Below are 25,456 nucleotides of genomic sequence, written 5' to 3' on the forward strand. Positions count from 1 at the left end.
AAAAAAGACAAAGGAGAAACGTCATAAGGTAAACCTTGTAGCAGGAGATTCATGATGGGTAAGTCAAATAAAGCCTTGGAATCAAAACCGCAAGATGACTTAGATGTCATCGATATGCCAGCTGATATGAAAGCTGACGAAACCTTAACCAACGACGCTGAACTAGAAAATGACGATGCCATTTTCAGTCAGGATGACCAACCTAAAAACCTAGATGCCACACAGCTTTATCTAGGCGAGATTGGTTTTTCACCACTGCTAACCGCAGAAGAAGAAGTTTATTTTGCGCGCCGCTCACTGAAAGGCTGCGAAGCCTCTCGCAAACGTATGATTGTTAGCAACCTTCGCCTTGTTGTAAAGATTGCTCGCCGTTATAACAACCGTGGATTAGCACTTCTCGATTTAATTGAAGAAGGTAACTTGGGTCTAATCCGTGCCGTAGAAAAGTTTGATCCTGAACGCGGATTCCGCTTTTCAACGTATGCAACCTGGTGGATTCGCCAAACTATCGAACGCGCTATTATGAATCAAACGCGTACTATTCGTTTGCCAATCCACGTAGTAAAAGAGCTAAACGTTTATTTACGTGCTTCTCGTGAACTTTCACAAAAGCTTGACCATGAGCCAACTGCAGAAGAAATTGCGGCGGCGCTTGATAAGCCAGTGGAAGATGTAACAAAGATGCTTCGTTTAAATGAACGCATTACCTCTGTCGATACGCCTATTGGCGGAGAAAATGACAAAGCACTGCTTGATATAATTGCTGATGAGAAAGAGTTTAGCCCTGAAGAGAGCTTACAAGACTCTGATATCAAGAGTAATATCGTAACTTGGCTTGAAGAGCTAAATCCTAAGCAGCGCGAAGTGCTCGCTCGCCGTTTTGGCCTTATGGGATATGAGCCTTCAACCCTTGAAGATGTTGGTGCAGAAATTGGCTTAACACGTGAGCGTGTTCGTCAAATTCAAGTAGAAGCACTTCGCCGTCTTCGCGATATGCTGGGTCATCAAGGTCTTTCATTAGAAAACTTGTTCGACCAAATGAAGTAGCTACTACTCATATTGCAGAGTAATGCTAAAATGCCAGTGTTGTGACGCTCTTAAACGAGCGTTTCAACACTGGCATTTTTTTATTTTAAATTCAAAGTAACCTAGCAAGCTTCTACTAGTTCTGACTATATTAGTTCTTTTCAAGCGTCACAAAAGTATAATCATGCGCATTCTTTTCATCGGCGCTATGTGCTTCTCGCGATACTTCATTCCAACTTGCTGCTGCCTCATAATCTGGAAACTGGGTATCTCCCTCTACTGAAAGATCAATATGTGTAAGGTACAAGGTATCCGCTCTATCTAAAAATGACTGGTAGATAGTACCGCCACCAATAATCATTACTTCGTCATTCTGTCCATTACTGTTACTTAGCGCTTTTGCGACCTCAAATGCTGATTCCGGCGAGTCGACCACAGTAGCGTCAGATAAACTGTAGTTAGCATTAGTGGTAATGACGATATTTGGCCTACCCGGAAGCGCCCTACCGATTGATTCGTAGGTTTTGCGCCCCATGATAACTGCCTTGCCCAAGGTGATAGCTTTAAAATGCTTCAAGTCAGCGGGTAAATGCCACGGCATATCATTGTCTGCACCGATAATTCTGTTTTTTGCCATAGCAGCAATCATCGCTATTTTCATTTTTTACACCTTCAGACTAAGTTCTAATTCTTCAAGGCAAAGTATATCAACATCAGATAGGAAATGCGCCAACACCTTAAAGCAAACAATAACAATTATCATTTGCATGCATTGTAAAAGTAATTTAGTGTAGAGTTAGGAGGTGGCTACCATGCTTATAAATTATTTATGCCCTAAACATGCAGACTGGGTTTACAACAATCCAGAGCAAGCGCTACACGTAATGGCACGGGACGAAATGCAGGGCACTATGCTTATGCAAAGTGGCCAGTTAAGTGAAGCGATTCCCTATCTTGGTTGTGCATTTGATATCGCCGTCATATTGCTTGAAGTTGATGGTGGCGAAAACAGCGCTATGACGACTAAAATTATGAGTTTGACCAGTTTACTTGAAGATATTTATTTTCATTTAAGACTTACCCATCACAGAAATGCCATAGTAGACAGAGCCCACACAGTAATAGAAGCTTCTAACAATATTGTAAACAACGAAATACCGCTGCGATTTGCGGTGTAGAAATGGTGTTCACCTTACAAAAAAGCTCGCACTTTGCTTTGGCAAATGTACGAGCTTAATGTTTTGTGAGTTGATTGCTAGTGACTGCTTAAATCACTAACTCACAGAAGCTATCTTCGACCAGTGCTTCTGAATGGCTGTTAGTCAGCGACTGTTTCTCAGCGACGATACTCAACTTCCACGTCGTAGTCGTCTTCGTCCCAGTCGTCATCATCGAGATCGTCACCCAAGTCGCCTTCGAATTCATCATGAGCTTCAAGCGTATTCTTGTGGTAGGTGTCCCACTTGAACTCCACTTCTTTCTTCTCTTCTTCTTCTTCCAGTTCTGCTGGAAGGGTCTCGATGAAGTCCATAATGTCATTACACAAAGGATCTAGATTCATCTTTTGGAACGCAGAGATTTGGTAAACTGGGCCTTCCCATTCTAATGCGTCAATAACATGCTGACAGCGCTCTTCAGCTTCTTCTTCAAGCAGCAAATCGACTTTATTAAATACCAACCAACGGGGCTTTTCTGCCAATTTAGGGCTGTATTTTTCAAGCTCTTCAATGATCGCTTTTGCATGTTCGGCAGGATCGGTTTCATCAACAGGGAAAATATCTACCACGTGAAGCAAGATACGACAACGCTCTAAGTGCTTTAAGAAGCGTATGCCTAATCCAGCACCATCGGCTGCACCTTCAATCAAACCAGGAATATCAGCGACAACGAAGCTACGCTGTGAGTCTTGGCGAACCACACCTAAGTTAGGCACTAGCGTAGTAAACGGGTAGTCAGCCACTTTAGGTTTAGCTGCCGATACAGAGCGGATAAAAGTTGATTTACCCGCGTTAGGCATACCGAGTAAGCCAACATCGGCTAGAAGCATAAGCTCTAGCTTAAGGTTGCGAATTTCACCTGGTGTACCATTGGTCTTTTGGCGTGGGGCACGGTTTGTGCTGCTTTTAAAGCGAGCATTACCTAAACCGTGAAAACCACCTTGTGCCACTTTAAGCTTTTGACCATGACGAGTTAAGTCGCCTAGCACTTCACCCGTATCGCTATCAGTGGCGCGTGTTCCCACAGGCACCATTACAGTAAGGTCTTTGCCTTTCTTACCGATACAGTTGCCGCCTTGCCCATTTTGGCCGCGCTCAGCACGGTGAAAGCGCTCGAAGCGATAATCGATCAATGTATTTAGGTTTTCATCGGCTTGTAAGAATACGCTGCCGCCGTCACCACCGTCGCCACCGTCTGGGCCACCTTTAGGTACGTATTTTTCCCTTCTAAAGCCAATGGTACCGTTGCCGCCGTCACCGGCTTCAACGCGAATTTCAGCTTCATCTACAAATTTCATTTATCACTCCGGGCTGTAATGCCGTGGGTTGTTAACTTTTTAATGCGAATACTAAGTTTACACCAAATTACCCATTGGCGCTTTTGTGTCTGCTCAGCATTCTAAAAAACGAGAAGTAAAACCTTGCCTAGCGTTAATTCGTTCTAGAATTTACACGCTACAAATAAGAACAGTAAAAGAAAGAAAGGTTTCACAAAACAAAAAACCCCGCTTGCGCGGGGTTTTTCTAAGCCTGTTCGGCGAGAAGCTTTCGCGCTTACTCAGCTACGATGCTTACAAATTTACGGTTCTTCGGTCCTTTAACGTCGAACTGAACTTTACCGTCTTTTAGTGCAAACAACGTGTGGTCTTTACCGATACCCATGTTGTCACCAGCGTGGAAACGAGTACCACGTTGACGAACAATGATGTTACCAGCAAGAACAGATTCGCCACCAAAGCGCTTAACACCTAGGCGTTTACTCTCTGAATCACGACCGTTTTTGGTACTACCACCAGCTTTTTTGTGTGCCATGTGTTCGTGCTCCTATTATGCGTTGATACCAGTGATTTTCACTTCTGTGAACCACTGACGGTGACCCGCTTGCTTACGAGAGTGCTTACGACGACGGAACTTAACGATTTTTACTTTATCGCCACGACCGTGTGTAACAACCTCAGCAGTCACCTTACCACCAGCAACGATTGGTGTGCCGATTTTTACGTCGTCACCGTTGCTTACCATTAAAACTTTGTCAAATTCAACCGTTTCGCCTGGGGCTACTTCGATTTTTTCAAGACGAACGGTTTGGCCTTCGGCCACACGGTGTTGTTTACCGCCACTTTGGAAAACCGCGTACATAGTTAACTCCGCTCTGCGTCCACTGACGCTTCAATTCAAAAAACAGGGCGCGAATTGTACGTGAAACATCCGTAAATCACAAGCCCGATTCGCAGAAAAAATGATTATTTTTCCAACATGGGGCGAATTATGCCTCAATTGCTTATTTGATGCAGCTTCAAATGCTCAGAAACTATTAAAATTTCACAAATTATTTCGAGAAATCAGCAAAAAGTAGGATCGCTAACTATAAAAACTTGGGCTATTTCCAAAGAATATTGACAAAAAGTGCGAACAAGACGACAGCGAACTCATAAAGGCCGCTGGCGGTTTGACTTGCAGCGCTAGCGATCAGGCAAAAAGCAATAAGCGATCTAATAGAGGCATTTGCGATCGCCCAAGTGAGATCCTGAATAGTTCGGCACTATCGGTAAAAGGATAAAAGAGCGTTTCTTACCAGATAAGCTGCGCTCCTATTTACTATCTAGTCCTAGTACTACTTTTGTAGTTTGGCTTTTCGATTGTCTATTGGATCGCAAAGTTAGATCGTCACGTTCCCTTATCGGCTTGATGTGGGATCCGTGAATTTCTGTAACTGGTCATCCGCTCTAGTTGCTTGGCTAAATAGCTAGCTTTAGTAGCTAGTAATGCGCATTACATCTGCACGTAAAAAGTAAAAAAATCGCCCTTTGAAAGGAAAAACAATTAAGAGTGCCTATAATTACAATTAATTGCATAAGGAAGTATTAATGGGCAAAGCTCAAGTAAGCGAATAACGCAAATTGAACACTATTGAAAAAACAATGTTTAAAAGAGTTTCGAATCTCTGATGAAAAATGCTTTTGTGCAATTTCTAAAACAAGTTTAAGCGTAATTAAGAAATTACACGTAAATACGTTAAGCCGTCATTTTTTAAGACAATTTGGTGGATAGTACAGATGATTAAGGTACAATCGCCAGCAACCATTGCCCAAGACGTAAGAGTAAGTATTTATTGCCATGCCTATGGATATAGATCAAATCCGCGCCCTGTCTAATGATGATATGCAGGCGGTTAACCAACTGATTCAACAACAAGTCGATTCTGATGTTGCCCTAATTAATCAGCTTGGCTTTTATATTGTAAACAGTGGCGGCAAACGCTTACGCCCTCTACTTACCGTGCTAAGTGCGCGGGCAATGGGCATAGGTAACAACGACCATCATACCCTTGCAGCCATTGTAGAATTCATTCATACCGCAACCCTGTTGCACGACGATGTGGTTGACGAGTCGACCATGCGCAGAGGTCGAGAGACTGCGAATGCTATCTTTGGTAATCAGGCCTCAGTATTAGTAGGTGACTTTCTTTACACCCGCTCTTTCCAAATGATGGTAAGCCTAAAGCGCATGCGCGTTATGGAAATATTGTCGGAAGCCACGAACCAAATAGCCGAAGGCGAAGTGTTGCAGTTGATGAATTGTAACGATGCCAGCACTACAGAAGCACGTTACTTTGATGTTATCTACGGTAAAACGGCACGTTTGTTTGAAGCGGCAACACAGTTAGCGGCTGTTTTGACTGATCAAGACGAGCACATTGAGCACGCTATGCAAGAATACGGTAAACACTTAGGCACAGCCTTTCAGCTTGCTGACGATATTCTGGATTATATGGCTGACAGCGAAGAAATGGGTAAAAATGCTGGCGACGACTTAGCCGAGGGTAAACCTACCCTGCCATTACTGTACGCTATGTGGCACGCTAAGAATGACGACGATAAAGCACTTATTCAAGAAGCCATTGAGCAAAGCAATGGCCTGCCACATTTAAACCGTATTCAAGGTATTATGGAAGAAACCGGCGCTTTGGACTACACACGAGAATGTGCCCAAAAAGAAGTGCAAATGGCCATTGATAGTCTAAACGCTGTCGAAGATTCTGAATACAAAGAAGCGCTTATTGCACTGGCGCATATTTCAATTGAGCGTACGAGCTAACTAGCGATAAATAAACAATTGTCAATAAGTGATATGAGTAGGCGTGTTGTAAGCAACACGCCTTTTTTATTGGCGTTAACCAATTACTAAAACTAACTACTTATTGAAACGCTAACCTTCAAGCATAAAACCTACAAGACCAACTAAGAAGCCAAGAATACCGCCTAGGGGTGGTAACCAATGGTTTTCCATACGAATTTGCGGTGCTATATCCTGGAACACTGAATAAAGAATACCGCCTGCAGCAAACAGCATAATCCCGCTCATAATCACTGGGAACTGGGCTAAGTAGTAAAAGCCTAGCAAACTGAATAACGGCCCGAGTAACGCCATCAGAACAAAGATAACAATGAGTTTATTGCTGCGCTGTTTGTTTTTGGGCAACATTTCTCTGTAGGCGTTAAACCCTTCAGGTAAATTTTGAACCGCAATCAATAGGCCTAATAGCATGGTACCTCCGCCTAAAGCTGCCGTGGTACCAAGGGCGATAGACTCTGGCACAAAGTCACTGAGCATAGCGGCTAACTGGCTGCCTGCGGTTTTCTTTTTCGCTAAATAAATATCAAGGGCCATAAAAGCTAAGGCGCCACCAATAAAACACAATATGGCAGCAAATACCGATACGTCTTTTATCCCTTCTGGCACAAGCACAAGACCTACCGCCGAAATAAGCGCCCCTGCCCCAAGCGCTAAAATGCCGTGGCGTAACTCTTTTTCTAACCACTTAGGTTGAATACCTTGGTACGTTGCTAAAATAGCGCCCGCAGGCATGGCAAGGCCTGCTACCGTTGCCATTACCAGTAAACCTACAATATCGCTTTGTGACATAAAGACTCCTTTCTCGCTTTTGTCAGTACATGTTTATTTATTAATTACTTCACACAGCACCATTGGTTTACAAGTAATTCCAATCCGCATAGATAATTGCCCACTCAGAAGGCGCTCGCAAGCTTCATAGCGAAGCGTGGGAATGCAGGAATGGCTGTTCCCTTTCAGATTGCCAGAATAATTTAAAATTCAGAGCCTTTTTCTAAACGCGTAACAAAAAAGAGCAGCCTAAGGCTGCTCTTTGCATTCATGAAAATAGTTTGAGGTTGCCGTTAGCTATGCTCAGAAAAGCCCGATTAATTTAAATCTAAATCTCGGGTCATATTTTCGTTCTTATCGCGATGCACAATAATATTGTCTTCAATACGAATACCGCCAAACGGCTTGTATGCATCAATAGTATCCCAGTTAATGTATTTAGACGCAGGCGTCGCTTTTAGGTCTCGAAGCAAGCTTTCGATGAAGTACAAGCCAGGTTCAATAGTGAAAACCTGACGGGCTTCAACCATACGCGTACAGCGCAAGAACGGGTGATCATCAGGAGCAGGCTTAGGCGTACCGCGATCGTCGTTTACAAGACCGCCAACATCGTGCACCTGAAGGCCTAAGAAGTGACCAATGCCGTGTGGGAAGAACGTGCGCGTAATCCCCATTTCTACGATTTCTGGCGGCGTTAAATTCACCATGCCGGTATCGTGAAGAATTTGTGCAATGCCGTCATGGGCTAGCAAATGAATGTCGGTATAAGCTACGCCAGGTTTCAACGAATCGACCAAGGTCAGCGTTACCTTGTCTACTGCCTGAATAAGGTCGCGAAACATCGCTGAATTCTGAACACCGTCTTGAGCATAAGTACGCGTAATATCTGCCGCATAGCCATGGTAATTCGCACCCGCATCAATCAAAAACGAACGGGATTCTTTTGGCGCTACTGTATCGCACTGCATATAGTGAAGAATTGAAGCATGCTCGTTAAGTGCCACAATACTGGTGTAAGGCACATCGTTATCGCCTTGTCGGCTTGCCGTTGCATAAGCAAGGTTAATATCTAACTCGCTTTTTCCTTCACGGAAGGCTTGCGCAGCCGCTTTATGCCCTGCTACCGCTAACTTGTTAGCTTCGCGCATACAATCTAGCTCGTAATCGGTTTTATAAGCACGTTGATAGTGCAAATAATGTAACACGCGGTCTGGGTTTACGTTATCAAAGCCCAGCGCTTTGGCCACCTCAATGTATTCGCCTACATAAGCCAAACGGCTTTTGTCATAAGGCAGGAATTTCTCTACTGCATCGGCCTGTTGAAGCAATTTAATGTCGAAGCTGTCAGTCCAGAAATCATTTGGCTCTGGCGGCACTTTGTGCCAGAAGTCTTCGGGACGGTAGAAAATAAGCGTAGGCTTGTCTACACCGTTCACCACCAGCCAACAGTTAGGGTTATCAATAACTGGCACCCATGCTTTGAACTGCGGGTTTACCTTGAATGGGTAATGATTATCGTCTAAGAAAAGGCGCTTGCCTTGCCCCGAGTGAATCACTAGCCCGTCGAGTCCTTCTCGCTGTAATGCTTCGCGAGTACGAGCTTGAAGCTCTTCGATATGCTGTTGGTAGGTTGCTTGATGTTGCGACATAGCCCCTCTTATCTTTTTAGTCGTTAGATGTAACACTTTATAGTGTATCACGAGGTCAGTATAACGTGCATGCTGACCCCGACCACTGCGCTGTGGTTTACGTTAAATCGCCAGTGCTCGCCCCCACGCAAGGTAAACCCAGGCGTACCTGTGTACGCCCACCCTCACGTTACTAACGTGGCGCTAGTTGAAGAGTTCCTGTTACTGGGTGTGTACTTACCGCGTCTGCGGAAGGGATCATATCCTGGGTAAGTTGAGGGAAGATATTCTCGTTTCCACCTAGCTGGTGGTCGTAGATATGCTGGTACGCCATTACCGCTTTTACGTAGGCGCGAGTTTCTTTATAAGGGATATTCTCAATCCAGATATCGACCGGAAGCGCTTCATCAGCAGGCAGCCATTCCAACACTTTACGCCATCCCGCGTTGTAAGAGGCAGAAACCAGCACCGGGTTATTATTGAGCTTGTCCATTAAGTAACGAAGGTACTGCACACCATAATCAACGTTGTCGTCCACTTTGAACAGCTTGTTTCTACTTACTTTCTCTTTTGCCACGTAACGCGCTGTTCCTGGCATTAGCTGCATTAAACCTGCCGCTCCAACAGGCGAGATAGCGTCACTTCTAAACGAGCTTTCGCGGCGTGCAATAGCCATAGCTAGCGACTTCGAAATGCTATAGGCCTGAGATTTTTCGCTGAATACATCGCTAAACGCTAGTGGGAACCGGCGCTCAACGTCGTCCCAATAGCCGCTTCTTGCGAAGCTGGTAATTGCTTGGTCGTATAACCCCCACTCGTACGCCAAAATACCCGCATCGGTTACTTTTGATTTGGGTAAATGTGACAGTAAATAGAACCACTCACGGCGCGCTTCTGTGGTTCTGTCTAACCTGAAAAATTCTACAGCGCGCATGGTAGCGGGGGTTTTAGCCACACTGGCTATAGCTGCCGTGTCTCTTGGCGCTGGCGTATGCGCAAGCGATGGAATTTCGCCTACATGTGCACTGGCCATAAAGCCATAATAATGGCGTTCTTGCGCAAGTTCTTTGTACAACACTGTAGCCTGCATAGTTTGACCAAGCGCTTCTAAAGCACGGGCCTTCCAATAACGATAGTTTTCTTCTTGCTGCAGGCTGGCGGGGGCGCTTTCAATAACATTCACCACTTCCTGCCAATTCTTCATGCGCAACAAATGAGAAACGTGCCATAGCTTTACATCATCACTGGCGCCGTTAACATCAGCTAGCTCTAGCCACTGATGGGCTTGGGGAAGGCGGTCTAGTGTGTAGCTAAGCGCTATTGCTCTTCGCATAACGTGTTGCTGGGCTTTGGAAAACACGTTCTTATCGTTGTAGCGGTTAAATACCTTGCCCGCTAAATCAGGGTTTCGCCAGGCTAGTTTTTCTATTGCCCACACTATTACCTCAGCTTCATGCGAAGTATTTTTAAGTGGGAAAAGCGCGGTTTTATTAACGCGGCTGGTGTCGCGGGTTACCGATAACCATGCGTCTGCAATGTATTGCTTATCGCTGGGAAGTTGGCGTTTTAGGTAAGAGATAATACTTCGGTTGTCTTCTTTTGCCGCAATTTCAATGCGTTTTATCACCATGTCTGGTGTCATCATGCCCGCTTTTTTCCACTTCGCAAAAAGCGGATCGCATTCGTCAGGCTGGGACTGACCATGAAGCCAAAGCGCATCCACTTCATGGAGAATATCTTGTTCGCTTTCACCTTCTTTTAAACGGTAATTAAGCGCAACACAGGTAAGCCGCGCGCCCATACCGGGGCGATAATTTTCTAGAAAGGTGCTGCGGTAATCTTTTTTAGCTAAGTAGTTGAGCCACTTGTAGCGCACCCCGTAGCTTACTGGCTGACCGTTAAAGTCGTCCAAAAACTGACTAACTTCGCGCTTTGTTTTGATTGACATGGTGCGCTCTAGTTTAAGCCGTAGCAGATACGGATAAAGTGGATAATGCGCTAACTCATAAATGTCGTTATCAAGGTGTTGAAGGCGGTGTTTCGAGTAAGTAAGTAGCTTCTTTTCAACTTCTAAATAGCGGGCACGATCGCTTTCGAAAATATCATTGGGTAGCGTTAACGGCTGTGCAGCCCATGCGCTGATAGAGAAAACTGAAGAAAGCGAGCAAACTAGTGCCCCCACTAGCGTGGCGAGTAATTTATTGTTTTTTGTCAGCGAGCGCTGACCTAACCTCGAACTAAAATTAAAACCAGACACAATAGAACTCCTACCCTGCTCTACACTCGAACGCTTATGAGCGCTGGCAACTTTGCCTAATCGAGCTGATTGTAAAATGTTGCTGATAAAGCAGCATTACGACTGACCCACTACATTTGTTTTATAAACAAAGGGAAAATTTCAGTCTGGCTCCGTGCCAAAGAAGATGTTGTGCCAGCTGTCGTTAGCTATGCTTTACAAACATAGTTGACATGATTGTAGATTATTCTTTTGCTGGATTGGCGCTTTGGGCCAATAACGCTCATTATACAACCACCAATACCGAAATGAAGTGTGAATTCGATATTTAGACTTGAATTTAAGTCATCGGACCACTACCTTAGACAAATTGAAACGCTTGTTTGATTTTTTGTTGAAATTTTGTGTGGCTTTGTAAAGAATCTAGCCACCCTAACGCGTTAGTGAATGCATACGACCCTACAAATTAGTTGGATTACTTCACTAACATCCTGGCCAATGCCGAAGGAGATGATAATGATATACACAGGCAAAAGTCTTTCCGTCAGCCTGTTAGATGACGGCTTTGCTGAGCTGGTATTCGACGCCGAAGGTTCAGTAAACAAGTTCGACCGCCAAACCGTGAGCGAACTTGATGAAGCAACTCAAGCCCTACTTGCTAAAGGCGATGTTAAAGGCTTAGTAGTACGCAGTGCAAAACCTGCATTTATCGTAGGTGCAGATATCACCGAGTTCACTGGCCTTTTCGCTATGGACGATGCCGAAGTACTACAGTGGGTTGCCAATACGTCACAAGTATTCGACCGCTTTGAAGACCTACCTTTCCCTACCATTGCTGCTGTTAATGGCTTCGCGCTTGGCGGTGGCTGTGAAATGGCATTGGCGTGTGACATGCGTATTGCCGACACCACCGCTTCAATTGGTTTGCCAGAAGTTAAGCTAGGCCTTATGCCTGGTTTTGGTGGTACGGTTCGTCTACCTCGTCTTATTGGTGCAGACAATGCCCTTGAGTGGATGACCACTGGCCGCGACAGAAAAGGCGCGAAAGCCCTTGCTGAAGGTGCAGTTGATGCAGTTGTAGCACCAGAGGCGCTAGTTGAAGGCGCGCTTTCAATGGTGAAAGATGCCGCTGACGGTAAATTTGATTGGCAAGCACGTCGTGCGGTTAAAAAAGCCCCGCTACAGTTAAACAAAAACGAAGCCATGATGAGCTTCTCGACAGCTCAAGCTATGGTATTTGCGCAAGCTGGCAAACATTACCCAGCTCCTCACAAAATGGTTGAGACTGTTCAAAAAGCAGCGGGCCTAGACCGTGAAGGTGCGCTTAAGCTTGAGAACGAAGGCTTTGTAGCCCTTGCGAAAACCGACGCAGCGAAAGCGCAAATTGGTATTTTCCTAGCCGACCAGCTAGTTAAAAGCAAAGGTAAAAAGCAAGCGAAAGCAGCGACTAAGCAATCTAAGCTTAACGCTGTGCTAGGCGCAGGCATCATGGGCGGCGGTATTGCATACCAAAGCGCAGTGAAAGGCACGCCGGTAATTATGAAAGACATTAACCAAGGTGCACTAGACCTTGGCCTTTCAGAAGCTGCGAAAATTCTTGGCAAAGGTATGCAGCGCGGTAAAGTTGATGCGACTAAAATGGCGCAAACACTTAACGCTATTACGCCTACCCTTGAGTACAGCACACTTAAAGATGCAGACCTTGTTATTGAAGCGGTTGTAGAAAACCCGAAAGTAAAAGGTATTGTACTTAAGGAAGTAGAAGACAATGTAGCGGACGACGCTATCATCACTTCAAATACTTCTACTATCTCTATCAATCAGCTCGCTGAAAGCCTAGACAAGCCAGAACGCTTCTGTGGTATGCACTTCTTTAACCCAGTGCATCGCATGCCGCTTGTTGAGATTATTCGTGGCGAAAAAACGTCAGAAGAGACCATCAATGCAGTAGTAGCGGCAACCCTTAAAATGGGTAAAACCCCGATTGTGGTTAACGACTGCCCAGGGTTCTTGGTAAACCGCGTATTGTTCCCATACTTTGCGGGCTTCAGTAAGCTACTTATCGACGGCGCTGACTTTGTTGCTGTTGATAAAGTAATGGAAAAAATCTTCGGCTGGCCTATGGGCCCGGCTTACCTAATGGACGTTGTAGGTATCGACACTGGCGATCACGCAGCAGACGTTATGGCAGCAGGTATTCCAGAGCGTATGGCTCGCCTAGACAACGACCCTGTAACCTTGTTCTACAAAGAAGATCGTTTAGGTCAGAAGAACGGTAAAGGTTTCTACAACTACGGTGTTGATAAGCGCGGTAAGCCTAAGAAAACACCTGCTGAAGAAGCATACGCACTAATGGCGCCACACGTAGCTGAGAAGACAGACTTCGAAGCTGACGACATTATTGCACGCCTTATGATCCCTATGGCAAACGAAGCAATTCGCTGCCTGGAAGAAGGCATTGTAGATAGCGCAGCTGAAGCAGATATGGCGCTACTTTACGGCTTAGGTTTCCCTCCATTCCGCGGTGGTATTTTCCGTTGGATTGAAACCATTGGCTTGGCGAACTTTGTTGCGATGGCAGACAAGTACGCTGAACTTGGTCCAATTTATCAGATTTCAGATGGCGTTCGTGAAATGGCCGCTGCTGGTAAATCCTATTTCGCATAAGACCCGGAGGAAAAACTAATGAAAGAAGTGGTCGTAATCGATTGCGTACGTACCCCTATGGGTCGTTCAAAAAACGGTGTTTTCAGAAATGTGCGTGCAGAAGACTTATCTGCTGCGCTAATGACCGCGCTACTAGAGCGTAACCCTGGCGTAAACCCAGCGGAAATTGAAGACATCATTTGGGGCTGTGTTCAGCAAACTAAAGAACAAGGCTTCAACGTTGCACGTAACGCGCAACTACTAACACAAATTCCACGCACAACAGGCGCGGTAACAGTTAACCGTTTATGTGGTTCATCAATGCAAGCCCTTCACGATGCAACAAGTGGCATCATGAGCGGCCGTGGTGACATTTACATGATTGGTGGTGTTGAGCACATGGGTCACGTACCGATGAACTACAACATCGACTTCCACCCTGGCCTTGCTAAGTACACAGCAAAAGCGTCGGGTATGATGGGTATGACTGCCGAGCTACTTGGCCGTCAAAACGGTATTACTCGTGAGCAACAAGACGCATTTGGCGCGCGTTCGCATCAGCTAGCGCACAAAGCACACCTTGAAGGCCGCTGGGCTAACGAGATTGTGCCTGTTGAAGGTCACGATGCAAACGGCGTATTAAAGCTAATTGACTACGATGAAGTAGTACGCCCAGAGAGCACTGCTGAGAGCATGGCGGCGCTTCGCCCAGTGTTTGACCCAGTAAACGGTACAGTTACTGCGGGTACGTCTTCTGCGCTGTCTGACGGTGCATCTGGCATGCTGCTTATGTCAGCAGACCGTGCGAAAGAGCTTGGCCTAACGCCACGTGCGAAAATTCGCTCTATGGCAGTGGCTGGTTGTGATGCGGCAATTATGGGTTATGGCCCAGTTCCAGCAACACAGAAAGCTCTTAAGCGTGCTGGCCTTACTATGGACGATATTGAACTTGCTGAGTTTAACGAAGCGTTCGCGGCGCAGGCACTATCGTGCATTAAGCAACTAGGTTGGATGGACCACCTAGATACTAAGATTAACCTTAACGGTGGTGCGATTGCACTTGGTCACCCACTAGGTTGTTCTGGTTCACGTATCTCGGGTACGCTTATCAACCTAATGGAATCGCAAGACGTAAGCCTAGGTTTAGCGACTATGTGTATTGGTTTAGGCCAAGGTATTGCTACCGTATTTGAGCGCGTATAAGCGTTTATATAAGCGCTTTTAAAGCTAAATTTTGAAAGGGCCTTCGGGCCCTTTTTTGTTGGCTTTAATTACTTTTCAGGTTACTTCAAAACACGAGATAAAGGACTTACCACACCCTGCGCACCTTGCTGAAGCACATGAGTATAAATTTGCGTAGTTTTCACGTCTGAATGACCTAACTGTGTTTGCACCGTTCTAATGTCAGCACCCGATTGCAATAAATGCGTTGCAAAAGAGTGGCGCAGCGTGTGAGGCGTTACTTTTTTCTTGATGTCGCAGGCTTTAGCCGTGTTTCGAATTGCTTTTTGTATACTCGATTCATCAATATGATGCCTTCGCACTTTTTTGTTTTCAGGATCGACAGACAATCGAGAAGATGGAAATAAATACTGCCATCCTAACTCTCTGGGCGCGTTTTTGTATTTCAAACGTAATCGGTGAGGTAGATAAACGCCTGCGTATTTAGGATTTTCTAAATCAGCCGCCAAGAAGCTTTCTACCATAGCGATTTGTCGAGTAAGACCCGGTTTTAGTTCCGCAGCCAAGGTTACAATGCGATGCTTACCGCCTTTCCCATCCCATATGCGAATAGCGTTGTAGTCAAAATCAATGTCTTTAACTCGTAGTCTAACCGCTTCCATTAGTCGCAGCCCACTTCCGTATAGCAAAGATATGGGTAATTTTAAGTTGGCAGGGATTTGCTCGAAAAGAGAAACGACCTCTTCCTGCGTTAATACAACTGGAAGCTTGGCTTGCCGACGACTTGAAACAAAGTTGAGTTCGCAAGAAAGTGGACGTTCTAATATATCGCGATACAAGAACGCCAGTGCATTTAGCGCGCTAGCCTGAGTAGCTGGAGCTACGTTTTTAGCGTTAACTAGGTGAGACAGAAACACTTCAACTTCTTGGTCTCCCATTTCAGATGGGTGCCTATTGTTGTTGAAGCGAATAAAGCTAATTATCCATTTACTATAGAGTTCAATCGAACGCTTCGCATAGCGACGGTTGTGCATATGCTCTATCACCATTTGCATGAACATTGATTTCATTTTTTTGATTTTAATTACTGTAAATAAATACAGAATTACGGTTTTTGATGCGACCGTAAAATGAAAAGGAAAGATTCCGTACTTAAGTACAGCATTTTCAGATACTAAGTGTAGGTTATTGATGAAAGGGTATTTACGTGCGAAAGTAAGAAAACTATAAATGTGATATACGGAAATTATCCACCTTGCATAAAGGATTTTTTCCTTACACTAAATTGTTAGAAGGCGTCAGCCTAAACTACGTTTGGCTTTGTAAAAATCTCAGTCCAACTACCCTCACCTGTTTTTACCAGCATCGCTTTAGCTTTTGGTAGTTTTAATATCGCCGCATTAACTTCAAAGGTTGCGCATTAGGCGCTTTATCGCCAAGTTCTTATTCTCAGTCAGCAAGCGCCAATGCGTTTCTTAGTTCAAATGGCGGCTTACTTCAGTCAAATCAAAAACATTACCACGCTGTCGTTTTACTTGTTTGTGTTAATAATCAATCGTATGCTGGCTGCATTACCTTTTAAAAAGGCCAACGGAACAGGCTCTGCTTCTAACAAAACGCTCAAGTCGTTCCCTTCGGTCACTGGGACGCTTACACGTGGGGCCACTTCGTTATTATGCCCCACGCGTAACCGCCCCTTAGCTTAAAGTTAGGTTTCAGGAAGAAAATTTTGAAGACAAAGGCTGTTTACATCTCTTTTTCGCTAATCGTGGCATATTCGATATTTTCTTATTTTGCTCCCGAATACATTGCAGATAATGTTCTTAGGCTTAATGAAACCAGAAAGCAATCACAAGTGGTTTATGAAGAACTAATCAAAGTAATTCAGGAAGCAGGCGAACCATTGACTGAAGATATGGCAATAGCTCTAGTGACTGAAAAGTTAAACTCTGAAACAGCAAGAATAGATGATACATACGCGCTCGTTGACCTTCTCAAATCAAAAAATTTAATATTGTTTGGACTCCTACTAATTCACATTTCAGCGTTGGTCAATGCACTTCGGTCAAGCAAATGAAACCTAACAACCCAATCAACACACTCACTTCGTTCGCTGGGACGCATACACGCGGGGCGGCTTCGCCATTATGCCCCACATGTCTGCGCCCGTTATTGGAAAGTTATAAGGCGTCAGCCTAAACTGCGTTTGGCTTTATAAAAACCCCAGTAAAACTACCCTCACCTGTTTTCATTAACATCGCTCTAGCTTGTGGCAGGTTTAAATCCGCCGCGTTCAATTCAAAGGTTGCGCATTAGGCGCTTTGTCGCCAAGTTGTTATTTGACGTCAACAAGCGCCAATGCGTTCGACAGTTCAAATGGCAGCTTGCTCCAGTCAAATCAAAACCATCACTGCTCAGTCGTTTTGCTTGTTTGTGTTAACAATCAATCGTATGCTGGCTTTAACAGTTTTTAAACAGACCAAAGGAACTGGCTTTGCTTATAACAAGGCGCTTAAGACCGCTCCCTTCGGTCGCTCGGACGCATTTACGCGGGGCGGCTTCGCCATTATGCCCCACGCAACTGCGCCGCTTAGCTTAATGTTAGGTGACAAGTGGAGAGTCTAAGGACAATTCTTTTTTTATGTGGCGCTTTCTCTTATTTGTATTTTTTGTATAAGTACGTCAATGCACTCGACCTAGTTTGCAAAGAATTAAAGTCGCAAGACAATTTAAAGGTTTTTGGTATAACGGTAGAGCCGACAAAGTTAATTTTACTTGCAACTCCCAAGCTGACTTTTACATTGATAAGCCGATCGTATATGAAAGGTCGACAAAGTGATTCGAGTTTTGTGCACGCTCATAATTTGGCAAGGAAATACTTTTTAGGTATGGCCTTCTCTGCGCTTGCTTCGTTTTTATTGTTAGTTTTGATCAAGGATGTTTGAGATGTCACCTAACAAAAAAATTAAGTCGCTCGCGGGCTCGCTGGGACACAAACATGGCGGCTGTGTCACTTCGTTCCGATTATAGCCGCCATGTTTGCGCCCCTTATTTAGGTGTTAGGCATCAGGGAGATATCGAAAGATGAAAAGAGACTGGGACATCATCAGAGACTTATTGCTTAAAACAGAAAACCTAAATCCAAATGAAACACTTTCATTAAAAGACTTTGAAACGAACACGCAATTTGAAATATCTTATCATGTCCAACTTTTAGAAAGTGCTGGGCTAATTAACGCCTCAATCTCAAACGAAATAAGCCAAAGTCCCACTCACTTCTTTCTACGTTCTTTAACATGGGAAGGCCATGAATTTTTAGATTCAATAAGAGTTAAAAGTACATGGCAAAAGGTTAAATCAATTATCGCAGAAAAAGGAGGTGTCATGACTTTCGATGTCATAAAAGCCGTTGCTACAACACTTGTTAAATCAAGTTTGGTGTAAATGCCTAACAAAAAAATTAAGCTCGCCCGCGGCGCGGGCTGGGACGCAAACATGTGGGCTGCTCACTTCGTTCGAATTTTAGCCCACATGCCTGCGCCCCTTATTTAAAAGTTAGGTACTCATGAATAAATTTCAATTCTTGAGTGAAACAGAAATCAAAAATTTCAGACTGATTTTTGTTGGAATTTTCGCTTTCTGCTTTCTCATGTTTATAGTAGCTGGGCTTTATAAAATTTATTACTTTGAACAAGCTTTCAATAGTCACGAGCGATATAACGTTAGCGGACCAATAACTGATATATTTGGTCCAAGTAGCTACACCTCATTTAATGTGTCTGGGGTGATTTTTCGATCTGAGTTTATGTTTGGCCCATGCTTGGATATCAGGGGTGAAGTTCAAACGAATAGAATAGTTGATATTGAATATATAATGATCGAGGATTGGTTATACACTAAGCGGGACTATGGCTGTATCCTAAATATCAATTATCTCAGCCCCAAAATTAATAGGTATCGTGGACAAGCATCGAGGAATAATTAGCACGTACCTAACAAAAAAATTAAGTTCGCCCGCTGCGCGGGCTGGGACGCAAACATGTGGGCTGCTCACTTCGTTCGGATTTTAGCCCACACGTCTGCGCCCCTTATTTAAAAGTTATGTTTCAGGGAGAGTTCAGTGCCCTATAAGATGAATGAAAAGCAGTATGAAGCTGTTTTGGCATTAGATAGCTTTGATAGATACGATCACTTCATCAGTAAAGTCGCGGACTGGCAGCAACTATGGGGTGTCAAAAGTGAGGAAGGCTGGCTCGTCCCAGTCGCACCTGAAGACTTTGAATATTTTCCATTATGGCCACATTACGAGTATGCCCAGAAAATCACAGATGAGAATTTTCCGGGCCACACCGCAATAGAAATTAGCCTAGAAGAATTACTTGATTATTGGCTTCCGCTATTTGAGCAAGATGACATGAAAGTTGCTGTCTTTCCGAATCAAGAGTGGACCTTTTGGTGTATTGAGCCGCAAGACCTAAAAGAAGAGTTGCTAAATGAAATGGCCAAATACGAGTAAAAACATAACAATCACATTAAGCCGCTCGCAGGCTCACTGGGACAGTAACACGTGGGCTCTGTCGCTTCGCTCGGATTTTAGCCCACGTATTACTGCCCCTTATGTGGGTGTTATGTTTCATATGAATTCAAATGACTAAGATTCGTAAATCAGGAATTGCCCTTTATCTCGCACTCATTGGTTTTTCTCTATCTAAAATCATTGGTTTGTTTTTGGGAGCTATAATTGGTGCCTTAGTGGCAGCGGCAACCGCTGAAACAAATAGTCCATCAATTATCGAATATTTTGTATGGTGTGGTGGCTTTGCTTTGTTGGGTATTTTTGTAGGCTCCATCGCAAATATGCCTCATAAGAATCCGGATAAATCAAAGAGTGACGTAGGTTCAGCCGATCCCAAAATGTCAGCCCCAGATGACTTTGGCGGAGGCGGTGGTTGTGACTAAGCAACATAACAAAAAAATTAAGTACGCCCGCTGCGCGGGCTGGGACGCATACATGCGGGGCGGCTTCGCCATTATGCCCCACATGCCTGCGCCCCTTATTTAAAAGTTAGGTAACGGTGTAGGGATTTGACTTGTTTAAGATTGGTTTAGCGTTTTTTATCTTTGGCCTAGGCTCTCTAACAGCAGATGTATTTAGCGATTGGACGCTTTTCTCTGCTTGGATTAACGGCAAAGAAAGTTCTTTTCAAGTGTCCGAGAAAGCTTTTACGGACCCTAATCAAGGGTTTCGCGCCAACGGCCCTGAATTATTCATCCACCACACTAACCCACCAACTGGTATTTTGGTTTACTCGCAAAAACTATTGCCCGCTCAAACCACTGTAGAGTGTAAGCTTTCTGGTAATATCTGCTTTTCAAATACTTATTCTACTCTAAGCTTTCTCAATCAAAGTGTTGTCACTGGTATTTATTTGCATATATTGTTGTTAGCTCTTGGTGTTGGTTTTATCGGTGCTCACTTTCTTCGTAGAAAGCCGTCACCTAACAATCCGCTGTAGTCGGTCGCAAGCTCCCTGGGACAATAACACGTAGGCTCCCTGCGCTTCGCTTGGTATTTTAGCCTACGTGTTATTGCCCCTAAGCGGGGCGTTAGCTATTTTGGTGAACATGCTATTTTCATTTGCTATTTTTTTACTCTATTTGTCGCCAATTGCCTTTGTATTCCTTTACTCAAAATATGAATATCAGCATTCATTAGCGACCAGTTTTAAAAGGTGGAGAAACTCCAAGATTATTGGCATTGTATTCTTCACTGTGTTGACCTTTTTCATAGCTACAACTGAAGGGACTAGCTGGAGATTATCAACTTATTGGTATTTACTATGGGAACCAGGTTTAAGTATTAGTCTTATCGTATTTTCCAAACCTGCCAGTGAAATTATAGAAGGCTTTTCGTCACTAGATTATTTCGGCGAGGACTTTGGGCATATTTTAGGGTGGTTCGGCCTTTTATCCGTATCATGTGTACTTGGGGTTGAAGTTTTAAGGCATAGCTAACAAACGACTATGGCGTCAACCCTGATTTTAAGCTGCTTTTTCTTCCCACACGACACCATCTCTTACCATCGAATTGAGGATGATAATCATCTTCCTGACGCAGGCAATTATGGCGACTTTCTTAGGTTTGCCTGCCTCGACTAATCGGTTGTAAGTACGCTTAAAAACCGGATTACACTGCATCGCTGACATCATTGCCATGAACAGTACGGTGCGAACCTGACTACGCCCACCCTGGATAGCCTGCTTGCCTTTGTACCTACCACTTTCTTTGTTCATCGGTGCAACACCTACCAGGGCTGCGATTTCTTTGCTGTTGAGCAGTCCGAGCTCTGGCAGGTAACTAATCAGCGTCGCGGCTGATACTTTTCCTATTCCCGGCATGCTTTGCACAAGATCGCTTTTGGCTTTGTACTCTGGACAACTTTCTATCAGTTTGCCCAGTTCATCATCCATTTTTTCTATTTGCTTTTTGATAGTCAGGAGTACAGATTTAATACTAGACTGAGTAGCTTTCGGCATAATTTGAAGTCTGTTCTTCTCGCTGGTCTGTATGTCTAAAAGCTGGTTCCGTCGTGACACCAAATCTGCCATAAGCCGCATTGTTTCCGGCTTCAGAGATGATAGAGCAGGTTGTATGGCCTCACTGTAATGCGCGATAAGTTCAGCATCCAGCTTATCTGTTTTGGCTTTTCTGCCAATTGCGCCGGCGAAGCGTTTTACATGTATCGGGTTTACCATACTGAACGGTAAATTGGCTTTCGCACATGCTGTAATAAATGCGGCTTCGTAACGGCCGGTGGATTCAATCACAATGCGTTCAGGGCTTATTTTTTTCAGCCGTTTAATTGCTTCAGATATGCCTGTTTTATCGTTACTGACCTGAAAATATTCATGTGACGGACGAACATGGATGTCCAAGAATTGTTTGCCTGTGTCTACGCCAACGTTAATTCTTTGCGCTGCTGATTTATTCATAATAAGCTAACTCTGGTTTGCTAAATGCGAGCTCGGGGCCCAGTCGACTATTCGAGTATGTTGCTTGGAGCACTGTGTGGTGTTCATGTTTGTTAACGGTCTCTCAACTGAGGAGCCATCGCATAATCGAACTGCCACGCAGCCAACTTTGGTTGCAGCCAAAGTCTGGGCCTCACTTTACCCATTTTTGAAAAAGTTGTGGGAAATTTAAGGAAGAATTATCCATACAAACGCATAAACTCGCTCGCGGGCTCGCTGGGACAAAAACACGTAGGCTCCCTTCGCTTCGCTCAGTATTATAGCCTACGTATTTTTGCCCGTTATGCGGGCCGTTAGGTACTTCAATGATTGTCAAAGGCTTTCAATTTATCGGCTTACTATTTCCTATCTTTGTAGTCGCGCTTGGTAAGTACTTTTTTAGAGATATATCTGCCGATACGCCTCTTTATGCTGGTGCTGCGGTAACCATGGGATTTTTAGGTATGCTTGTTATAGTTTTTGCGGTGTATTCCATTACCGTAATTCCTACTTCATTGATATTGCTAGAAAAGCAGAATAGAGAGCACTTTAGGTTTAAATCTATCGGTTGGCGGGCAGTAATGTATTTTAATTGGGCGGTTATAGCTATTTGTGGTCTTTGTGTTTTTTTAATTGCAGTGCTTGGATTCATAAAAACTCTCATGTAGTTTTATTGAGAAACTACCAGTCTCCGATTCTGCCAAAACAAGTATGGCTCTTTTAGACACGTACCTAACAAAAAAATCATGTCGCCCGCAGGCGGGCTGGGACACAAACAGGCAGGCGGCTTCGCCATTGTACCCTCCCTGTTTGTGCCCCATATTTAAGTGTTATATTTCAAAGTTGGAGATGAGCTATTTTTCGCAGTTTTAAGATAATCGCTTGGATTTATATTACGTTTGGTAGCATTGCTGCGTTGACTGGACTCGGCTACGTACTAGCTGCTACTCATAATGGTTTCGGTAACCCTACAGGTGCTTTGGTGCAGGTTGCATTGTCTATCTGCTTGGTTATAGCCAGTATATTCTTCCTTAAAAAATCAGCGCGCGCACTGTTAGCTTTAAAGCTTCTCACTGCAGTAACTATTGTATTTCTGGTATATACCTCTGCCGCATCAGAGTTCATATCAATTCCAGCTAGTATATTTGGCTTAATTTTCTATATTGCACCTCTAGCGGTAATAATGTTTAAACTCTGTTCTTCGAGCGCTAAGCTCTTCGTTGACACAAATGAAATATAACAAGTCAATAAACGCGCTCACTTCGTTCGCTGGGACGCATACACGCAGGGCGGCTTCGCCATTATGCCCCACGTGCCTGCGCCCGTTATTGAAAAGTTATGTGCCAGTCGGATATTGAGTAAATGAGCTTTTATGAGTTAAAAAATGTTTCTAAAAAGGCCTTGTGGGCCGCAGTCACATTTTACCTAAAAGTGCTGGTCATCTTATTGCCTTTGTCTCTGTTTATGTATTGGCCAGAAAGTACAGAATTCAGCATCGAACTACTGTCTAAAATCTTAGTGGCATTTTTCATAAACCCATTAACAGTCATCATGCCCAGTATTTTATTTTTCTTATTCTTGTTTATCGGTATAGCAGGTAAAAGGGCTAATCAGTAATGTCACATAACAAAAAAATTATGTCGACCGCAGGCGGGCTGGGACACAAACAGGCAGGCGGCTTCGCCATTATCGCCTACCTGTTTGTGCCCCATATTTAGGCGTTAGAAGCCAAGGAGAATCATGGCTCGTCGTTCAGAGTTCAAAGGAATCGTAAGAAACTTTGCTCACATGCTAAATAACCGCAATAACGATCATCTTGGTTACTGGGCTACAGGACAACTATGCTTGCTCGCACAGAAACAGAACATCTCTTCTATATCAATCAATCTGTTAGAAATAGAGCATAACAGCGTAATAAACCACCTCGAACCTTTTGCTAAAAGCATTCGAAAATCACTCATTAATATGCTGAACTCTCATAAAATCCCCTCATCATGGCTTACGTCAGCTACTGTTACTTTTAGCTTTAATGAACAATATCAAAAGCAGTATCACTATTGGCGTTCGGCTCTGGGCTCACCCTATCTGGTAACGTTGGAAATCAAGTCAGACTTGGGCAAGGTGTATAAACAAACATTTGGTGGTAATGTAAATCCACACGATCCTCTTAAGGAACAACGGCGTGCAGGCTTCTAACAAAAAAATTAAGTCACTCACTTCGTTCGCTGGGACGCATACACGCGGGGCGGCTTCGCCATTATGCCCCACATGTCTGCGCCCCTTATTCAAAAGTTATGTGTCATCACTATGAAGCGAATATTTATAGTTTGGTCGCCAGCAATATTGGGGCTCTTTTTAATCATTGTCGCAAAAGTTGACCTTTATCAGTTTGAAAGAGAAGCAATTGATATTCACACTATGCTTTCCCGTGAATTACCGATTCTCGTTGCTGGCGGTTTTCTCTCAGTTGCTATATTTTTTAGTAGCTTTTATTGGTTATATAAGAAACACTGGTCAATAGCTATACAGTCATTCTTAAGCTCAATGATATTTGTACTGTTTTTCATTATTGGCGGCGCTATTGGTGCGTCTTATTTAAATGCCACATAACAACCCAATCAACACACTCACTGCGTTCGCTGGGACGCATACACGCGGGGCGGCTTCGCCATTATGCCCCACATGTCTGCGCCCGTTATTGGAAAGTTAGGTGCTAAAAGGAAAAATTGTGAAATCATGGAATGAATTAACTAATCTACAACGCGCAGTTATCGGCATCGCAATGGTTGTTGCGGCCGCAGTTTTGCCAGAGATAGCCTTCTTAGTTCAATTAGGCGGTGTGGAAATCGCATTTGCTCTCGTTTTTGCTAGCCTTGCTCCCATCATTTCTTGGTTCTCAGCTAAATACCAAGCGATTAAAGAATGTTTAAAAACCTCAGTAGTAGCTCTTAGGCATAGTGCATCCGCTAAACCTTCCGTCTTTTTCGTTCAAGCTTCTTTTTGTGCAACCGCACTTCTATTTACAGGTTCGGGCTTATTGGCTTTTTACTTTTTTATGCCTAGTATGCTGCTAAATGGGGTCTTGGCATGAGCGCACCTAACAACCCAATCAACACACTCACTACGTTCGCTGGGACGCATACACGCGGGGCGGCTGCGCCATTATGCCCCACATATCTGCGCCCGTTATTGGAAAGTTATAGCCTTCAGGTAAAGAATGGAATTTATTGAACTGAACCAAATTCTTAATACCGATACTGATATAGAGCTTTCGGTTAAAAATTCTGATTGGTCAAAAGTAATCCGCTCAATTACTTCTTCGACAGGGTGGCTCAACAAAAGTGAATTCAACTCCCTTTTTTCGCCATACCTCAACCAACAAGTTTTTGCCTTCGAAACATTTGAGCGTGTGTCAAAAAAAACAGGTATAAAAAAGCGCATTAACTCAAATTTTTCTCTAACTTGGGATAACTTTGACACGTTTCAAAAGAGTACAGATATTTTGTTTTTGTACTTAGTATCCAGTAAGTTAAATTGGGTGTTTTATGCCAACAGAGATCAGTGGGAATTTTCGGCGCGGCCATAACAAGCCAATCAACTCACTC

General features: G+C 44.0%; 26 protein-coding genes. 17 read left to right on the forward strand and 9 right to left on the reverse strand.

Annotation, left to right across the window (positions count from 1 at the left end; translation table 11 throughout):
• The first annotated feature begins 54 nt into the window (after positions 1-54).
• A complete protein-coding gene (gene rpoS / locus ACXACS_RS18800; RefSeq protein WP_118490355.1) occupies positions 55-1,047 on the forward strand; it encodes an RNA polymerase sigma factor RpoS in 993 nt (330 codons plus the stop codon).
• Positions 1,048-1,177: 130 nt separating this feature from the next.
• On the opposite strand, the gene folA is transcribed toward rpoS, so the two are convergent.
• On the reverse strand, positions 1,178-1,675 hold the full coding sequence (gene folA / locus ACXACS_RS18805) for a type 3 dihydrofolate reductase (protein WP_474809336.1): 498 nt from the start codon (positions 1,673-1,675) through the stop codon (positions 1,178-1,180).
• 163 nt (positions 1,676-1,838) lie between these two features.
• Here folA and ACXACS_RS18810 point away from each other — a divergent pair, with 163 nt between their 5' ends.
• Positions 1,839-2,204 (forward strand): hypothetical protein, encoded by a 366-nt coding sequence (locus tag ACXACS_RS18810; protein ID WP_474808881.1) that lies wholly within the window; start codon positions 1,839-1,841, stop codon positions 2,202-2,204.
• A 158-nt stretch (positions 2,205-2,362) separates the two neighbouring features.
• Here ACXACS_RS18810 and cgtA read toward each other — a convergent pair whose 3' ends face one another.
• The 3 genes from cgtA to rplU all read right to left on the reverse strand — a co-directional run bounded on the left by cgtA (position 2,363) and on the right by rplU (position 4,382).
• Positions 2,363-3,541 carry an Obg family GTPase CgtA gene (gene cgtA, locus ACXACS_RS18815; protein WP_474808883.1) on the reverse strand — a complete coding sequence of 393 codons (1,179 nt, stop codon included), beginning with the start codon at positions 3,539-3,541 and terminating at the stop codon, positions 2,363-2,365.
• A gap of 256 nt (positions 3,542-3,797) precedes the next feature.
• Positions 3,798-4,055, reverse strand: a complete 258-nt coding sequence (gene rpmA, locus ACXACS_RS18820) for a 50S ribosomal protein L27 (protein WP_012517170.1) — start codon at positions 4,053-4,055, stop codon at positions 3,798-3,800.
• 15 nt (positions 4,056-4,070) lie between these two features.
• Positions 4,071-4,382: a 50S ribosomal protein L21 gene (gene rplU / locus ACXACS_RS18825; protein WP_012517169.1), complete on the reverse strand. Its 312-nt coding sequence runs from the start codon at positions 4,380-4,382 to the stop codon at positions 4,071-4,073.
• 984 nt (positions 4,383-5,366) lie between these two features.
• Between rplU and ispB the strand changes: the two genes are divergently transcribed.
• Positions 5,367-6,341 carry an octaprenyl diphosphate synthase gene (gene ispB / locus ACXACS_RS18830; protein WP_474808885.1) on the forward strand — a complete coding sequence of 325 codons (975 nt, stop codon included), beginning with the start codon at positions 5,367-5,369 and terminating at the stop codon, positions 6,339-6,341.
• A gap of 111 nt (positions 6,342-6,452) precedes the next feature.
• Here ispB and ACXACS_RS18835 read toward each other — a convergent pair whose 3' ends face one another.
• From ACXACS_RS18835 to ACXACS_RS18845, 3 genes are all read right to left on the reverse strand, one after another.
• Positions 6,453-7,169 carry a ZIP family metal transporter gene (locus ACXACS_RS18835; RefSeq protein ID WP_474808887.1) on the reverse strand — a complete coding sequence of 239 codons (717 nt, stop codon included), beginning with the start codon at positions 7,167-7,169 and terminating at the stop codon, positions 6,453-6,455.
• A gap of 296 nt (positions 7,170-7,465) precedes the next feature.
• Positions 7,466-8,797, reverse strand: coding sequence for a Xaa-Pro dipeptidase (pepQ, locus tag ACXACS_RS18840; RefSeq protein ID WP_474808888.1), 1,332 nt, complete (start codon positions 8,795-8,797; stop codon positions 7,466-7,468).
• Positions 8,798-8,969: 172 nt separating this feature from the next.
• Entirely contained in the window at positions 8,970-11,033 is a 2,064-nt protein-coding gene (locus tag ACXACS_RS18845) for a transglycosylase SLT domain-containing protein (RefSeq protein WP_474808890.1), read from the reverse strand.
• A 495-nt stretch (positions 11,034-11,528) separates the two neighbouring features.
• Between ACXACS_RS18845 and fadB the strand changes: the two genes are divergently transcribed.
• Both fadB and fadA read left to right on the forward strand, forming a co-directional pair.
• A complete protein-coding gene (fadB, locus tag ACXACS_RS18850) occupies positions 11,529-13,679 on the forward strand; it encodes a fatty acid oxidation complex subunit alpha FadB (protein ID WP_474808892.1) in 2,151 nt (716 codons plus the stop codon).
• An 18-nt stretch (positions 13,680-13,697) separates the two neighbouring features.
• A complete protein-coding gene (gene fadA / locus ACXACS_RS18855) occupies positions 13,698-14,861 on the forward strand; it encodes an acetyl-CoA C-acyltransferase FadA (protein ID WP_014948145.1) in 1,164 nt (387 codons plus the stop codon).
• A gap of 80 nt (positions 14,862-14,941) precedes the next feature.
• Here the strand turns inward: fadA and ACXACS_RS18860 are convergent, their stop codons facing one another.
• The gene (locus tag ACXACS_RS18860) at positions 14,942-15,910 is read right to left on the reverse strand and encodes an integron integrase (RefSeq protein ID WP_474808894.1); all 969 of its coding nucleotides are present in this window, start codon (positions 15,908-15,910) and stop codon (positions 14,942-14,944) included.
• A gap of 659 nt (positions 15,911-16,569) precedes the next feature.
• On the opposite strand from ACXACS_RS18860, the gene ACXACS_RS18865 reads away from it, so the two are divergent.
• From ACXACS_RS18865 to ACXACS_RS18895, 7 genes are all read left to right on the forward strand, one after another.
• Positions 16,570-16,917, forward strand: coding sequence for a hypothetical protein (locus ACXACS_RS18865; protein ID WP_474808896.1), 348 nt, complete (start codon positions 16,570-16,572; stop codon positions 16,915-16,917).
• Positions 16,918-17,198: 281 nt separating this feature from the next.
• Positions 17,199-17,465: a hypothetical protein gene (locus ACXACS_RS18870; protein WP_474808898.1), complete on the forward strand. Its 267-nt coding sequence runs from the start codon at positions 17,199-17,201 to the stop codon at positions 17,463-17,465.
• Between the two features lie 459 nt (positions 17,466-17,924).
• Positions 17,925-18,284: a DUF2513 domain-containing protein gene (locus ACXACS_RS18875; RefSeq protein ID WP_474808899.1), complete on the forward strand. Its 360-nt coding sequence runs from the start codon at positions 17,925-17,927 to the stop codon at positions 18,282-18,284.
• A 676-nt stretch (positions 18,285-18,960) separates the two neighbouring features.
• Positions 18,961-19,356 (forward strand): DUF2750 domain-containing protein, encoded by a 396-nt coding sequence (locus tag ACXACS_RS18880; protein WP_474808901.1) that lies wholly within the window; start codon positions 18,961-18,963, stop codon positions 19,354-19,356.
• A gap of 131 nt (positions 19,357-19,487) precedes the next feature.
• A complete protein-coding gene (locus ACXACS_RS18885; protein ID WP_474808903.1) occupies positions 19,488-19,799 on the forward strand; it encodes a hypothetical protein in 312 nt (103 codons plus the stop codon).
• A 131-nt stretch (positions 19,800-19,930) separates the two neighbouring features.
• On the forward strand, positions 19,931-20,356 hold the full coding sequence (locus ACXACS_RS18890) for a hypothetical protein (RefSeq protein ID WP_474808905.1): 426 nt from the start codon (positions 19,931-19,933) through the stop codon (positions 20,354-20,356).
• A gap of 109 nt (positions 20,357-20,465) precedes the next feature.
• Positions 20,466-20,855, forward strand: coding sequence for a hypothetical protein (locus ACXACS_RS18895; protein ID WP_474808907.1), 390 nt, complete (start codon positions 20,466-20,468; stop codon positions 20,853-20,855).
• A 27-nt stretch (positions 20,856-20,882) separates the two neighbouring features.
• Here ACXACS_RS18895 and ACXACS_RS18900 read toward each other — a convergent pair whose 3' ends face one another.
• Positions 20,883-21,833, reverse strand: coding sequence for an IS110 family RNA-guided transposase (locus tag ACXACS_RS18900; RefSeq protein ID WP_474806474.1), 951 nt, complete (start codon positions 21,831-21,833; stop codon positions 20,883-20,885).
• 344 nt (positions 21,834-22,177) lie between these two features.
• On the opposite strand from ACXACS_RS18900, the gene ACXACS_RS18905 reads away from it, so the two are divergent.
• From ACXACS_RS18905 to ACXACS_RS18925, 5 genes are all read left to right on the forward strand, one after another.
• The gene (locus ACXACS_RS18905) at positions 22,178-22,519 is read left to right on the forward strand and encodes a hypothetical protein (RefSeq protein ID WP_474808909.1); all 342 of its coding nucleotides are present in this window, start codon (positions 22,178-22,180) and stop codon (positions 22,517-22,519) included.
• A 1,072-nt stretch (positions 22,520-23,591) separates the two neighbouring features.
• Positions 23,592-24,047, forward strand: coding sequence for a hypothetical protein (locus ACXACS_RS18910; protein ID WP_474806093.1), 456 nt, complete (start codon positions 23,592-23,594; stop codon positions 24,045-24,047).
• Between the two features lie 111 nt (positions 24,048-24,158).
• Complete coding sequence (locus tag ACXACS_RS18915) at positions 24,159-24,461, forward strand: hypothetical protein (RefSeq protein WP_170870521.1); 303 nt, start codon at positions 24,159-24,161, stop codon at positions 24,459-24,461.
• 118 nt (positions 24,462-24,579) lie between these two features.
• Complete coding sequence (locus tag ACXACS_RS18920) at positions 24,580-24,942, forward strand: hypothetical protein (RefSeq protein WP_474808911.1); 363 nt, start codon at positions 24,580-24,582, stop codon at positions 24,940-24,942.
• A gap of 126 nt (positions 24,943-25,068) precedes the next feature.
• Positions 25,069-25,437 (forward strand): hypothetical protein, encoded by a 369-nt coding sequence (locus tag ACXACS_RS18925; RefSeq protein ID WP_474808913.1) that lies wholly within the window; start codon positions 25,069-25,071, stop codon positions 25,435-25,437.
• Positions 25,438-25,456 lie beyond the last annotated feature (19 nt).

This window comes from Alteromonas sp. AWM4_230, assembly GCF_056158305.1.